Here is a 13,735-nt window from a genome sequence, read left to right on the forward strand (position 1 = left end):
TCAGGTCTCCCGGAATTCGGTTCGCGCCAGGCCGTTGTCGAGATTGATCGTGGTGCGCAGCCGCATGCGTTCCGGCGTCGGCGTCATGATCAGCACGGCGTGGATCTCGATCTTGAGGCCGACGCTTTTGTCGCCGAGCGTGACATTGACGGTCGTCGCGCTTTCCTTGAGACGCGGCTCGAAGGTGGCGAGCACCGCGCGGATCTCGCGCGCCAGCGTGTCGCGGTCGAAATCCCGCGAGGAGCGGCCGGAGAAGGACGGCACGCCGTAATTGACGACGCTGCGGCGCACTTCCGGAAAATCGGCCAGCGACGGCAACTCGTCCAAGGGCTGTTCGTGCTCGGCGTCGGACAGCATCGGCACGGATTCGAAACGCTCGGTGTTGAACAGCGCCTCTATGTCGCGCCGGACGGCTTCGCGCAGCACGCGCGCCGATACCACCACGCCGCGGCTTTCGATTTCGGCGCGATGCTCGGTCTGGAAGATCAGCCTATGCAGTCGCCGTTTCTGCTCGGCCGTAAGCTCGGCATCGGCATCGATGGCCCGCGCGCTGCCGGCAAGAAGAGCCTCGACGCGCTCGGCGCCGAGTTCTTCATCCAGCAGGCGACGCAGCCCGTCGATCTCCGACGTCAGCCCGGGCAAATCGTTGACGAGGCGGTCCCAGAGGGAGGGCTGAACCGCCTCGCGCTTTGCCCGCGAGCTGCCGGCGAGCTGCGCCTTTGCGCCGGGCCGCTTGGCCTCACTTGCCGACATAGACGTCCATTTCGATCTCATCGTCCTTGTCGTAGACGAACTTGATCTTCTTGTAGGCGAAGCTGACCTCTTCCTCGATCAGGTCTGGCTCGTCCTGCGCCTGCCGCATATCGTATTCCATGATCGAGGCGTCGGTGAGAGTCACCACCAGATAGTCGCTCGTCTCGCCGTCGATGGTGCGGCGTGCCGAGAACACCACCTCGTCTAGCGCCTTGTTCTCGAACAGCGCCTTCTTCAGGTAGGGCGACGACTTGTCGTAGTGCTTGAAGAATTTGATCATTCCCATCGACACGCGGCCGCGCCGCGACAGCGAGTTCGGGTCGTAGGGCGCGATCATCTTGTAGTCGACGCCGTGGATCTCGATCTCGTCTTCATGGCCGTCACGTTTGCTCGGGCCCTTGATGTCCGGCACTTTCAGGAAGCCGTCGATTTTCGTCGAGGGCGCATCGGTTCTGTCTGGCATTGTCTTTCTCCACCGCTACGAAACAAGATGACTTTGCTTAACGAGTTCAGCCCTTCACCGACGGCAGTTCCGACACCAGCCGGAGCGAGGCGTTGATGCCTTCCAACTGATAGTGCGGACGCAGATAGAAACGGGCATTGTAGTAACCGGGCCGGCCTTCCACGCTGTCGACCTGCACCTCGGCCGCGGCAAGCGGGCGCTTGGCGCGCGCCTTGTCGTCGGCGAAGGCAGGGTTGGCCAGCACGTACCGGTTGATCCATTCGGTCAACCAGATCTCCATATCGGTGCGTTCCTTGAACGAGCCGATCTTGTCGCGCGCGATTGCCTTGAGGTAGTGCGCGAAGCGCGAGACCGGGAACAGGTAAGGCAAGTTGGCGGAAAGCCGCTCGTTCGACTGCGCGTCAGGATCGACCAGACGTCCGGCGCGCGTCTCGTCGTCCTGCAGCGAATGCGCGCCGATGAAGGCCGCAAGGTCGGTGTTCTTGCGGTGCAGGATCGGCATCAGGCCGAGTTTGGCCAATTCCGCTTCGCGCCGGTCGTCGATGGCGACCTCGGTCGGACATTTCATCGCGATCGAGCCGTCGTCGGTTGGGAAGGCGTGCACCGGCAGGTTGAGCACCGTGCCGCCATTCTCGACGCCGCGGATCTGCGTGCCCCAGCCATAGAGCTTGTGACTGCGGTTGATGTTGACGCCCATCGGGAAGGCGGCATTCATCCAGACATATTTGTTGTGGTCGCCGCCCACCTCTTCCTCGAAGGTGAAGCCCTTCACCGGAACGGTCTCCGAGCCGTAGGGCAGGCGCGCCAGCACGCGCGGCATGGTGAGCCCGATATAGCGGGCGTCCTCGCTTTCGCGCAGCGACTGCCAGGAGGCATAGGCCGGGTTGTTGACGATCATCTGCAGGTCCTGCGGGTTCGGCAGTTCCTGCCAGCTGTCCATGCGGAACAGCCGCGGCGAGGCGGCAGCGATGAACGGCGTGTGCGCCGAGGCGCAGACGCCCGAGATGTTGCGCAGCAGGCCGACGTCGCGCGGGTGGTTGGAGAACTCGTAGGCGCCGATGATGCAGCCGATAGGCTCGCCGCCCAGCATCGAATACTCGTCCGTGTAGACCTTCTTGAAGATCGGGCTCTGGTCCCACATCTGGCCTTCATAGTCTTCCAGCGTGTCGGCCAGCTGCTCCTTGGAGATGTTCATCACCCGGATCTTCAGCTTGGTATCGGTCTCGGTGTTGTTGATCAGGTACCAGAGGCCGCGCCACGTGCCTTCCATCTCGCGCACTTCCGGCGCATGCAGGATCTCGTTGACCTGCGTCGTCAGCATCTTGTCGATGCCGGCGATCAGCGACTTGATCGACTTGATCGCGTTGGAAGAGATGGTCGTCGTCTCGGAGCGCGATTGCGCCGCCAGTGCCAGGTTGCGCACCAGCTGCTGCAGCTTCTCGCTGTCGTCCTTCTTGACCTTGAAATCCTTTTCAAGGAGCCCGCTGAATTCGCCGAGATCGATGGCTTCCGCCTCGGCGGTGGCTGCGGTTTTTTGCTGTTCGGCCATGACTTACTCCTCGCCCTTGCCGTCATCCATCGCCTGGCTGGCGATCTTGCTCAGCAGCGGCTCGTTGTTCAGAAGCTGCGCGATGCGCTTTTCGGCGTCGACGCGGCCGTCCATGAAGCCCAGCAGCTCCTCGAGCTGGCGGCGCATCTTCAGGATCTCGGCCAGCTGCGGGACCTGCTCGGCGATCTTGTCCGGCGCGAAGTCGCCCATCTTGGAGAAGGTGAGGTCGATGGCGAGCTCTTCGTCCCGCTCCTGGCCCTCGGCCTGCGGGAGCGTGTTCTTCACCCGCGCCTTCACGCGCGGCCCCATCGCTTCCATGAATTTCGGGAAGCGGTTGGCGTCGGTTTCGACGAAGTTGCGGTCGAGGACCGATTTCGACGCTTCCTTGGTCTGTGAAGCGCCGGCAAGATCGGCCATCACGGCCATGACGAACGGCAGTTCGATCGTCGTCGGGCTGCCGTAGGTTTCGACGTCATAGGCGATCTGCACGCGCGGCGCGCGGTTTCTTTCGATGACCTTCGCTTTGCTCTCTGCTGGCATGCTTGTTACCTTTCATCCTTCTGGGCCGGCTTCTTGGGATCCGGGACACCGGCAAGCAGCCGGAATTCCTTCAGCCCCGACGGGGCGAGATCTTCCATCAGTTCCACGAAATCCATGTGCACCATCCGGCGCACCCGCCGGGCGAGATGCGGGATGGGGCTGGACGGCTCGGTGCGGTCGTAGAAGGCGACGACGAGGTCCAGGCATTTGACGACTTCGTCGCGCGAGTTGATCCGGTCCGGCAGGCCGGCGCTCGCTTCGACTGGGCTTGCCACACTTGCCATCGGCTCGGCTCCATGACCGTTTCGGGCGGGCGTCGATGCCGGCTGCGCCGGCTGTGGGGAGGCTTTCGTGGCACCATTCGCCACTTGGGCGCCCGCGCTGGAATTCCGCTCCAGCGTCGTCAGCAAACGCTGCAGGAACTTCTTCAATTCCGGGACGGTGGCGCCACTGCCTTCGATGCGGGCATTGAGCGCGACATCCACCGCGTCGAGAGCGGCGATCGCGGCACGCGCGTCGGCCAGCAGCGACGTCATCGCGTCCGCCGCTTGATCGATCTGCGCCGCGCATCCGGTCCGCACACGATTCAACAGCTGGTTGTGAGCGCTCGTCAGCGCCGCCTTTTCGGCGGTCCCGAGGCCGGAGGCAGCCTCCTGGAGCATGACGCGTTCGTCGAGCGCTGCCTGTTCCAGGTCCCGGCCACTGATCGGCCCGATCGCGCGCGGCGAGAAGAATACCGCCTGCCTGAGGTTCGCCAGCAGGCCTTCCTGGCCGTTTTGCAGGTCGAGCAGCGCATTTATGCGGCGCAAGGCGGCCTCGCGCGGCGCGCCCGTCCGCAGCGCAGGGTGCATCGTGTCCCAGTACTGTTCGAGGGTCTTGGCGATGAGCGTCAGGCCCTGGGCGAGGCCGGCCAGCCCTTCCTCGTTGGCCAAGGCCCGCGCAACGATGACCAGCAGCCGCAGATCCCGGCCGCGCGGACGCAATTCCTCGGCTTTTTCCAGCACGGCCGTCCAGTCCACCGGACTGGATTGCGAGGTGGGCTTGCTGTTGCCGTCGTGAACGACTTTGACCTGAGGCTCGGTCAGGCGCTCCAGCTCATGAAAAGCCGGGTCGTTGCGCAAGTCCTCTCCCGACGGTTTCGCACCGTTCAGAGGATTCAGCCAGAGTGCGAGATCAATCACACCAACCCCCAGCCAGCGGCCCTGAGACCCTATGTGACGTAACGTTATCACCGGCCTCACGCGACGACAATTGAGCACCTGCGCAAAAACTAACGGAAGCTAAACGCAGCCGCTTTCTCGGCGAAACCCATTGCGCGATTGTCGGACCCGGTATGTGAAATGGCTCGCATAGTCTGGACGGCAATCCATGTTTGTTGCCACGAGTTTGCAAGGCTTGTGTAACCGGGCGGTGCCGCCCGGATAGATTCAAGGACCCTATCCGCCGCACGGCTTTGTCAAGCAGCCGCTTATATGGCAGGGTATGGGTCGGCAGGTTGCGGGAGCAGGTTCGATGGAACAGCGCCGGTCATCGCAGAGCTTCAAGCGTAAGGAACTGGTCGCCAAGCTCAACGCCACGGGGGTGCGCGCCTTCAAGGCTGCGGCGGACACGGCCAAGCTGCGCGGCAATCCCTATGTCGAGCTCGCCCATTTCATCCAGCAGCTGGTGCTGTCGGAGCGCTCGGATGTGCAGATGATCATCGCCGACGCCGGACTGGATGTCAGCCGGCTGACGGCCGACATGACCCGCGCCATCGACAAGCTGCCCTATGGCGCCACTTCGGTGGAGGAATTCTCAGACCACATCTTCCACGCCATCCAGGAAGGCTGGAACCTGGCGACGCTCGAATTCGGGGTGGAGGAGGTGCGCAGCGCCCATATCCTGCTCGCCTGCCTGAAGACGCCGGCGCTGGAAGGCTTGGTGTCGAAGATCAGCGCCGAATTCGACAAGATCGATGCGGATGGCGTCATTTCCCGCTTCGCCGATGTCACGGAAGGCTCGCTCGAAGCCGGCTCACCTCGCGCCGCGGCCGCCGCGGAGACACCGGTCAAGCGCGGCCCGGGCGGGGATTCCGCCCTGGCCAAATACGCCACCGACCTCACCCAGCGCGCCCGTGACGGCAAGATCGATCCGGTCGTCGGCCGCGATCCGGAAATCAGGCAGATCGTCGATATCCTGATGCGACGCCGGCAAAACAACCCGATCCTGACCGGCGAGGCCGGCGTCGGCAAGACGGCGGTGGTCGAGGGATTTGCGCTGCGCATCGCCCAGGGCGACGTGCCGCCGACGCTTCAGAATGTCTCCGTACGCATGCTCGATGTCGGGCTGATGCAAGCCGGCGCCAGCGTCAAGGGCGAGTTCGAAAAGCGGCTGAAGGCCGTCATCGACGAGGTCCAGGCCTCCGAAGTGCCGATCATCCTGTTCATCGACGAGGCGCATACGCTGATCGGCGCTGGCGGAGCGGCGGGAACCGGCGATGCAGCCAATCTGTTGAAGCCGGCGCTGGCGCGCGGCGAATTGCGCACCATCGCGGCCACGACCTGGGCCGAGTACAAGCAGCACATCGAGAAGGATCCGGCGCTCACCCGCCGCTTCCAGGTGGTCAAGATCGACGAGCCGTCGGAAGCCGTGGCCGTGCTGATGCTGCGCGGCGTCGCCGGCGTGCTGGAGCAGCACCATAAGGTGCAAATCCTGGACGAGGCGATCGAGGCGGCGGTCTCGCTTTCGCACCGCTATATCCCGGCGCGCCAGCTGCCGGACAAGGCGGTCAGCCTACTCGACACCGCCTGCGCCCGCGTCGCCGTCTCGCAGCATGCGACGCCGGCCGAGGTCGAGGACATCCTGCGCCGCCGCCAGGCGCTGGAGGTCGAAAGCGGCATCATCGGCCGCGAAGCGGCGATCGGCATCGACGTCTCCGACCGGCAGGCCCGTGTCGATGCCGGGCTGGCGGAAACCGAGACGAGTTTGGCCGCCGCCCAGGGGCGGTGGGATCGGGAAAAGGCATTGGTGGCTGAGATCCTCGACCTGCGCGCCAAACTGCGCGGCGAGGGTGTGCCGCTCGACGAGGCGGCGGCTGAGGAGACTGCCGGGACCGAGAGCGGGCACGGCGCGGCAAAGGCGCCCGAACAAAAGGCTGCCGAGAGCAAGGCTGGCGACGGCGCGGCTGCCGGGGCCAAGAAGGCCAAGACCCCGAAGGCCAAAGGAGCAAAGGCCGCAAAGGCCGAAACAGTTTCCGCCGAGCCGGCGGATGAAGCCGCCGCCGACCTGGCGAGGCTGCGCGAGTTGATGGCGGAACTTGCGGCCGCGCAGGGCGAGACGCCGCTGATCCTGCCGTCGGTCGACCGCAACGCTGTCGCCGCCGTGGTGCAGGATTGGACCGGCATTCCGACCGGACGCATGCTCTCCAGCCAGACCGAGAAGGCGCTGAAGCTCGCCGCCACCCTGTCCGAACGCGTCGTCGGCCAGGATCACGCAATGGAGATGATCGCCAGGCGCGTGCAGACCAGCCGCGCCGGCCTCGGCGCGCCGGAAAAGCCGGTCGGCGTGTTCCTGCTCTGCGGCCCCTCCGGGGTCGGCAAGACCGAGACCGCGCTGGCGCTGGCCGAGACGCTCTATGGCGGCGAGCAGAACCTCATCTCGATCAACATGTCGGAATTCCAGGAAGCCCACACGGTCTCGACGCTCAAGGGCGCGCCGCCCGGCTATGTCGGCTACGGCAAGGGCGGCATCCTGACCGAGGCCGTGCGCAGAAAACCCTATTCGGTGATCCTGCTCGACGAGGTCGAGAAAGCGCATCCCGACGTGCATGAGATCTTCTTCCAGGTCTTCGACAAGGGCATGATGGACGACAGCGAGGGCCGTCGCATCGATTTCAAGAACACGCTGATCCTGCTTACCTCGAATGTCGGCTCAGACGTCATCATGGATCGGACGAAGAACGGCACGGTCCGGACCGGCATCGACGATCTCGACCAGGCCCTGCGCGCGCCGCTGCTGAAGGTCTTCCCGGCCGCTTTCCTCGGCCGCGTCGTCACCATTCCCTATTATCCGCTGTCGGACGCGATGATCGAGGCGATCGCCCGGCACCAGTTCGGCAAGATCGCCAAGCGCCTCAAGGCAACCAACGACGCCGAGCTGGTGATCGGCGATGGCGTGATGGATTTGGTCAAGGCGCGCTGCACCGAGATCGAGTCCGGCGGGCGCATGATCGACGCCATCCTGACCAACACGCTGCTGCCGGAACTCAGCCGCGGCGTGCTCAACCGCTCGCTCGAGGGCAAGAAGATGGCGAAAGTCATCGTGGGTGCGTCGCCGGAAGGATTCACCTACTCCTTCGAATAGGACCTTGCCGCGGCGGGTCAAGATTCGACGGCGCCGCCGTCCGGCATGCCAAGTTCGTCGGCTTTGATGCTCCGGCATGATCTACGCCGAGGGGGGCGCTTCGACGGATTCGATCGCCTGGCACCGCCCGGAGGTGCTGACTGTCATCGAGGCGCTGCATTCCGCCTTCTGCTCGACTTAGCCGGTCGTTCATGGCCGTGCCCGGCTTTGATCAAGGTCAAAGCGACGCGAGGGGATCGGGGCTTACCTGTCTGGCAATGGCAAGTGAAATGATCGGACGGCGCTGGAGTGCTCGGCTGATCCGACCTCGGAGAAACACATGATCCTGAATAACGGCACCCTCGTCGCAGTTACGGATGGCGAGAGCCTTCGGCTGTTTCACAACAAGGGGCACGAACCTCATCTTGACCTGATCGAAGTCGAGGATTCGGTCCTTGAAGTGGCCCACGCCGGATCCGGCGGCAGGCATCGCAGTTCAACCGCCAATCCGGACGAGTCCCGGCTGGGCGAAGACGACTTTGCCGCGTCGATCGCGAGCTATCTCAATCAGAAGGCCCGCGAGAAAGCCTGCGAGCATATACTATTGATCGCCGATCCGCGCACACTTGGTGAGATGCGGAGGCACTATCAGCCGGCATTGAGCGCCAAACTCGTCGGCGAGATCGCCAAGGACTTCGTCAAGCATTCCGCGATGTCGATCAAAAGCGCCATAGAAGCCGCCTGACCGGATCGACACTCGGTTCGCCTTTGATTGGCACAACCACACTTGGCTTGGCGAGCACGCCGCGGTTCGTCGCCGGGCGTGCTCGGTGCCGTCTTACTGAACCTTGATGGTGGCCCACATGCCGTTCATGAAATGATCGGGGATGTTGCAGAAGACCGCGTAGAAGCCTGGCTTGAGGTCGAGCGTCAGCGAACCCGACTTGCCCGGATCGAGTTCCGAGACCTCGCCCAGATGGCCCGCCGCATCCTCATCGACACGGTTCTCGTTCGAAATATAGGGCAGCGTCGTCTTTTTTGGGTCCGCCACGGGCACGACGATCATTTCATGGACCGTGGCCTTGGAGGTGTTGGTCACATCGAAGGTCACCTTGCCAGCCGGCACGACCTTCTTGTCGACCTGAACCTTCATCATCGCCATGCTCATATTCGCCGGCATGCCCATCCCCATCTTGGCGTCGGCGTTCATGTCGCCGTTCTTGTCCCATAATTTCACGTTGACCGTGGAATCCGCGAACGCCGGCGCCGCAACGGCCAGCGTGGTCAACGCAAGTCCAATTCTCAGAAACTGCATCGAATGTGCTCCTGTCTGCCGTCCGGCGACCACAAAGGCGGACTGCTTGGAAAGATGATCGGCCGCGAGCGCTGTCTAGCAAGCCCAGCCTGACAACCCGCTGACGGTCCCGACGCCCGGTCGGTTGGCGATCAACATCACAGTCGACGATGTCTACGCGCGGAGGCAGTCGCCCGTGAGATCGGCAGCGTCCTGCTGTTTGCTGGTGGGACCAAGACAGGACGCAACGACCTTGATTCTCGTCAAGTTGGACAGGATGCGGCCAAACCGTCAGGACCACCCGGCAACCGGGAGCTTACCACAGGGAAAAATGCGAACCCAGGAACACGAGGGCCTGGCCGGTGATCAAGGGAATCCTCAGCAGCGGACCGTCCTCTCCGCTGTCCTGTACCGGCTGCCCGAGCACGCAGGGATGCGCCTTCAGCACATCTCTCCAGATGGTTGGAAAGTCCGATCCCTTGCTTCTCTCAGCATTGCAGGTGTCGACAAGCCTCGCGACGGCATTTCTCATTGAGCGGCGTTACCTTAAGTAGGTGATTGCGCCACATATGAAGGATTTCGATGCGAAGAATTTGATTTCGGTCAATGCGTCGAAAAATAGTCGCCTGCAGCGGCATCCACGCATCCCTTGCATGCGGTAGCGATGCTTCACCGCGAGAGCGCCGCGCGGATAAGCAGCGGCGTCAGTTCGACATCAGCCGATTAAGCCACACCTCGTCCAGCAAGGAGCGGGTAACGCCGCCGAACACCCACTCCCTCAACCGGCTATGCCCATAGGCGCCCGACACAATCAACTCGGCATTCATCGAGGCGAAGAAATCGACGAGGCGATTGCTTTCATCATCGGCCGTCTTGATGATCTCGGTGCGCGCCTTGATGCCGTGACCGGCCAGGAAGCTCGCCACGTCCTTGACGCTGTCCCTGGTCCAGTCGTCCGGATTGCGATCGACCGCGACGATGGTGACTTCCTCGGCCATGGCCATAAGCGGTACAGCGTCCGCCACCGCCCGCCTGGCCTCACGCGTGTCCTTCCAGGACACCACGATCCTGCGAGCCGGCAAATCCATCGCGCCCTGAGCCGCGACCAGGATCGGCCGGCCCGCGCGCAGCACCAGCGATCCTGGATCGACCGTGCGGTAGGAGTCGCCCGTCGACGCGCCCTGGGAAGCGCTGGTGACGACGATGTCGGCCATGCGGGCTCTCCGGGCCACGGCGTGATTCGGATTTTCGATATCGCCATGCCAGTCCGTCTTGACCGCTCCGGCCACCAGGCCGTCGAACTCGCCTTTCAGGCTGGTCAGGCGGCGTCGGATCTCATCCCGCGACTGTTCCCAGATATCGGCGGCGATCGCCGCGCCCTCAGGCGCCATCGTCACCGGCAACGGCGCATCCGCGGCGCAAAACCCTATCAAACGGGCGTCAAAGCGCTTGGCGAGATTCACGCCGATCCGCGTGACCGGTTCGATCGGACCGTCGATGTTGAGGTTTAGGAGAATTGATTTGTAGCTCATCGCACGCGCTTTCGATCTGATCCTTCTCGATGAACCAAACCCTATGTCCGACGAGCATGCGCGCCTTGATGTGGATCAAAGTCGTTTCTAAGCCGCGCCCCCGACTTTCAAGGCATCCGGGATTCGAAATGGATGACCTCGCCATCGACCACGAAGGTGCCATGCCCGATGTGATGGATGGTTTTTGGCCTCGGCTGTTGCGGATCGATCCAAGCCTTGACGACTTCCAGCAGGAAGAGATTGTGTCTGTTGACCAGGCGCGTATCGACCACGCGGCACTCTAGGTTGGCGAAACATTCGGCCACCAGCGGCGCCGATACTTGTTCGGCGGGAAGCGGCGTGAACCATGCGGTCGCGAACTTGTCCGTGTCCCGGCCAGAGCAATTGCCGACCTTCACGACCTTCTCCGCAAGGCCGACGGCAGGGAGCGCGATCACGCATTCCCTGGTTTGACGCAAGGCGAAGAAGGAGAGGTCATTGCTTGACACGACGCAGGCGATCATTGGCGGCGCGACTTCCACCATCATGTGCCAGGACATCGTCATGATGTTCGAGCGGCCTTGCCTGGACCGCGTCGAAAGCAGGACGACCGGACCGGGCTCAATCAGCCGGTAGACATCGGCAAGCGGCAATTCCTTCATATCCGTCCCTCGCTTTGCGTCTGCGGGTGGGCTTGTGGGCTTGTTGTCCCGGACTTGTCGCGGGCATTGGCGTCACTCGCCTTGATCAGGGTCAAAGCCGGCATGCCGGGCCGGATTGATCATGATCAATGCCAGCTTGCGCGGCACCTGCGATGTTCGGCCAGGACGGCCAAAGGGGCTCGTTGATGGTCACTGAAGATTTCCTGCTATGGGGCGCCGTGCTCTGCCTCGGCTTCATCGCCGGAGCCGCGATCTATTTCGAGCGGGCGTCGTTCCGGCGAAGCAAAGGCTTGTCCGCAAGCCACGGCTTTGGGCGCCGCTCACGGCCGCATCACCCAAAATCAGAATTGAAGCGAGAAGCGAAGGGAAAGACACCATGATGTGGAATCCAGAAGAGTTTCGGGCGCCCGAGCTGCTCCCTTTCGCCCACACCGGCCAGAAATTCGTAAGAGCCGCCGCCGCGATGCAGGCGCATTCGGTCCGCGCGCTGCTGCGCTACCGGATCGAAGGCGTGTCCTTCCTCAAGCGGCGGTTCGAGGATGACCTGAAGCTTGTAGAGGAGCTGACCGGCGGTGACGAGTTCGTCGATGCGTTCGACGTGTTCGTGAATTTCGTCCAGAACGCCACCTCCGACTATGCGAAGGAAGCCGGCAAATTCGCTTCCATCGGCGCCAAGCTGGCTTCGGAGACAGCCGGGCAAGTCCGCAAGGAGGCGGAAGCAACGATGAACGACATGGCCGCGGCAACGCTTCCCGCCTGAAATGTCGCCATCAGGGAAAAGCTGGAAGCCAGCCGCCGATCGGTCCTCCGCCTGGAGCAGATATGACATGGCGGAAGATCCGGGGACGCCGCAGGGCTCCATGGGCACCGAGGTGATGGCCGCGGCCCCGGCGCCGCTATTGCCGGACGAAGAAAGCGCAAGCGTCTATCGCGATGTCGACAGGCTCTCGCATGCTCTGGTAGCGGCCTTCACCGCGGGCATTTCGCCGATCAGCCTCCTGCAGGCCTGGCAGGACTGGCTGCTGCACTTGTCCACATCACCGGGCAAGCAGGCGGAGGTCTCCACCAAGGCGGTCGAGAAGCTCGTCAGGTTGAATGATTTTCTTTTTCGCTGCGGGCTTGGAATGGGGACCGCTGCGCCGACCATCACACCCCTGCCGCAAGACAGAAGGTTCCAGCATCAGGCGTGGCAGTCATTCCCCTTCAACGCCGCGCAGCAAGCCTTCCTGCTTTCCCAGCAATGGTGGCACAACGCCACCAGCGGACTTCCAGGCGTTACCAGAAGGCATGAGCGCCTCGTCGAGTTCTACAGCCGGCAGATCCTGGATACCGTCTCTCCTTCCAACTTCCCGGCGCTCAACCCCGAGGTCATCGATAGGACCTTGCGGAAAAATGGCGCCAATTTCGTCAACGGCGCCAGCAATCTGATCGACGACCTGCTGCGTCTGGCCGACGGCAAGCCGCCGGCTGGCGTGGAAAACTTCCGGCCGGGCATCGAGGTCGCCGCCACACCGGGCGAGGTGATCTTTCGCAATGAACTGATCGAGCTGATCCGTTTTGCGCCGATGACGGACACCGTGAAGGAGGAGCCGATCCTCATCGTCCCCGCCTGGATCATGAAATACTACATCCTCGATCTTTCACCGGAGAACTCGCTGGTCCGCTATCTTGTCCAGAGCGGCTATACGGTTTTCTGCATCTCCTGGCGCAATCCGGGCAGCGACCAGGCCGGAGTATCGCTCGACGACTATCGCCAGCTCGGCGCGATGGCGGCCATGGACTCGGTCGAGGCAGCGACGGGAAGCAGCCAGATTCACGCGGTGGGCTACTGCCTTGGCGGGACGCTGCTGTCGATAGCGGCGTCGGCAATGGCCCGTGACGGCGACCACCGCCTGGCCAGCCTGTCGCTTTTCGCGGCGCAGGTCGATTTCGAAGAACCGGGCGAGCTCGGCCTGTTCATGGACGAGAGCCAGATCACGCTGCTCCAGGACGTGATGTGGGTGGAAGGCACCCTCGACCAGCGCCGCATGGCTGGCGCTTTCCAGATGCTTCGCTCGCAGGATCTGATCTGGTCACGCATGGTGCGCGAATATCTGCTCGGCGAGCGCGCTCCGATGACCAACCTCATGGCCTGGAATGCCGATTCAACCCGTATGCCGTTTCGCATGCAGTCGGAATATTTGCGGCAGCTCTATCTGGACAACGACCTTGTCGAGGGACGCTTTCGTGTCGAGGGAAGGCCTGTTCATCTGGAAGACATTCGAGCCCCAGTGTTCGCGGTCGGCACCGAGACGGACCACGTCGCGCCGTGGCGGTCGGTATTCAAGCTGACCTATCTCCTGGACACCGACATCGACTTCGTCCTGACCACCGGCGGGCACAATGCGGGTATCGTGTCGGAGCCCGGACACCCGAACCGTTCCTATAAAAGGCTCAGTTGCCGCCATGCCGCCATTCGTCCCGGCCCGGACGAGTGGGCAAAAGAGGCGGCCGTGACATATGGCTCCTGGTGGCCGGCCTGGGTCGAATGGCTGGCCGGTCATTCCAGCCGTGAGGTCGCGGCCGACCGGGGCGATGCCCTGGGCGCCTTGAAGACGGTTTGCGCGGCGCCCGGCACGTATGTCCTCGAGCGGTAGCTGCGTT

13 protein-coding genes are annotated in these 13,735 nt (G+C 63.2%); 5 read left to right on the forward strand and 8 right to left on the reverse strand.

Annotated features, from left to right (window positions below; translation table 11 throughout):
* The 5 genes from tssE to tssA are packed head-to-tail and all read right to left on the reverse strand — an operon-like array spanning position 1 to position 4,486.
* Positions 1-753: a type VI secretion system baseplate subunit TssE gene (gene tssE / locus EJ068_RS22000; RefSeq protein ID WP_129554860.1), complete on the reverse strand. Its 753-nt coding sequence runs from the start codon at positions 751-753 to the stop codon at positions 1-3.
* On the reverse strand, positions 740-1,216 hold the full coding sequence (locus EJ068_RS22005) for an Hcp family type VI secretion system effector (protein ID WP_126062707.1): 477 nt from the start codon (positions 1,214-1,216) through the stop codon (positions 740-742). The genes tssE and EJ068_RS22005 overlap by 14 nt, the downstream gene beginning before the upstream one ends.
* 46 nt (positions 1,217-1,262) lie before the next feature.
* Positions 1,263-2,765 (reverse strand): type VI secretion system contractile sheath large subunit, encoded by a 1,503-nt coding sequence (tssC, locus tag EJ068_RS22010; RefSeq protein WP_127250914.1) that lies wholly within the window; start codon positions 2,763-2,765, stop codon positions 1,263-1,265.
* Positions 2,766-2,768: 3 nt separating this feature from the next.
* Positions 2,769-3,305: a type VI secretion system contractile sheath small subunit gene (gene tssB, locus EJ068_RS22015; RefSeq protein ID WP_040985731.1), complete on the reverse strand. Its 537-nt coding sequence runs from the start codon at positions 3,303-3,305 to the stop codon at positions 2,769-2,771.
* Positions 3,306-3,310: 5 nt separating this feature from the next.
* On the reverse strand, positions 3,311-4,486 hold the full coding sequence (tssA, locus tag EJ068_RS22020) for a type VI secretion system protein TssA (RefSeq protein WP_127250915.1): 1,176 nt from the start codon (positions 4,484-4,486) through the stop codon (positions 3,311-3,313).
* Positions 4,487-4,817: 331 nt separating this feature from the next.
* Between tssA and tssH the strand changes: the two genes are divergently transcribed.
* Positions 4,818-7,646, forward strand: coding sequence for a type VI secretion system ATPase TssH (gene tssH / locus EJ068_RS22025; protein ID WP_127250916.1), 2,829 nt, complete (start codon positions 4,818-4,820; stop codon positions 7,644-7,646).
* A 319-nt stretch (positions 7,647-7,965) separates the two neighbouring features.
* Positions 7,966-8,370: a host attachment protein gene (locus EJ068_RS22030; RefSeq protein ID WP_127250917.1), complete on the forward strand. Its 405-nt coding sequence runs from the start codon at positions 7,966-7,968 to the stop codon at positions 8,368-8,370.
* A gap of 93 nt (positions 8,371-8,463) precedes the next feature.
* On the opposite strand, the gene EJ068_RS22035 is transcribed toward EJ068_RS22030, so the two are convergent.
* The 3 genes from EJ068_RS22035 to EJ068_RS22045 all read right to left on the reverse strand — a co-directional run bounded on the left by EJ068_RS22035 (position 8,464) and on the right by EJ068_RS22045 (position 11,092).
* On the reverse strand, positions 8,464-8,940 hold the full coding sequence (locus tag EJ068_RS22035) for a plastocyanin/azurin family copper-binding protein (protein ID WP_245463186.1): 477 nt from the start codon (positions 8,938-8,940) through the stop codon (positions 8,464-8,466).
* Between the two features lie 683 nt (positions 8,941-9,623).
* Positions 9,624-10,451 carry a universal stress protein gene (locus EJ068_RS22040; protein WP_127250918.1) on the reverse strand — a complete coding sequence of 276 codons (828 nt, stop codon included), beginning with the start codon at positions 10,449-10,451 and terminating at the stop codon, positions 9,624-9,626.
* 107 nt (positions 10,452-10,558) lie between these two features.
* A complete protein-coding gene (locus EJ068_RS22045; protein WP_127250919.1) occupies positions 10,559-11,092 on the reverse strand; it encodes a flavin reductase family protein in 534 nt (177 codons plus the stop codon).
* 152 nt (positions 11,093-11,244) lie between these two features.
* Between EJ068_RS22045 and EJ068_RS22050 the strand changes: the two genes are divergently transcribed.
* From EJ068_RS22050 to EJ068_RS22060, 3 genes are all read left to right on the forward strand, one after another.
* On the forward strand, positions 11,245-11,472 hold the full coding sequence (locus tag EJ068_RS22050; protein ID WP_126079263.1) for a hypothetical protein: 228 nt from the start codon (positions 11,245-11,247) through the stop codon (positions 11,470-11,472).
* A complete protein-coding gene (locus tag EJ068_RS22055; protein ID WP_129554861.1) occupies positions 11,469-11,852 on the forward strand; it encodes a phasin family protein in 384 nt (127 codons plus the stop codon). Before EJ068_RS22050 ends, EJ068_RS22055 begins: the two co-directional genes overlap by 4 nt.
* A gap of 67 nt (positions 11,853-11,919) precedes the next feature.
* A complete protein-coding gene (locus EJ068_RS22060) occupies positions 11,920-13,728 on the forward strand; it encodes an alpha/beta fold hydrolase (protein ID WP_129554862.1) in 1,809 nt (602 codons plus the stop codon).
* The last annotated feature ends 7 nt before the right edge of the window (positions 13,729-13,735 follow it).

This window comes from Mesorhizobium sp. M2A.F.Ca.ET.043.02.1.1 (genome assembly GCF_003952405.1).
In the GTDB taxonomy this organism is placed as follows: domain Bacteria; phylum Pseudomonadota; class Alphaproteobacteria; order Rhizobiales; family Rhizobiaceae; genus Mesorhizobium.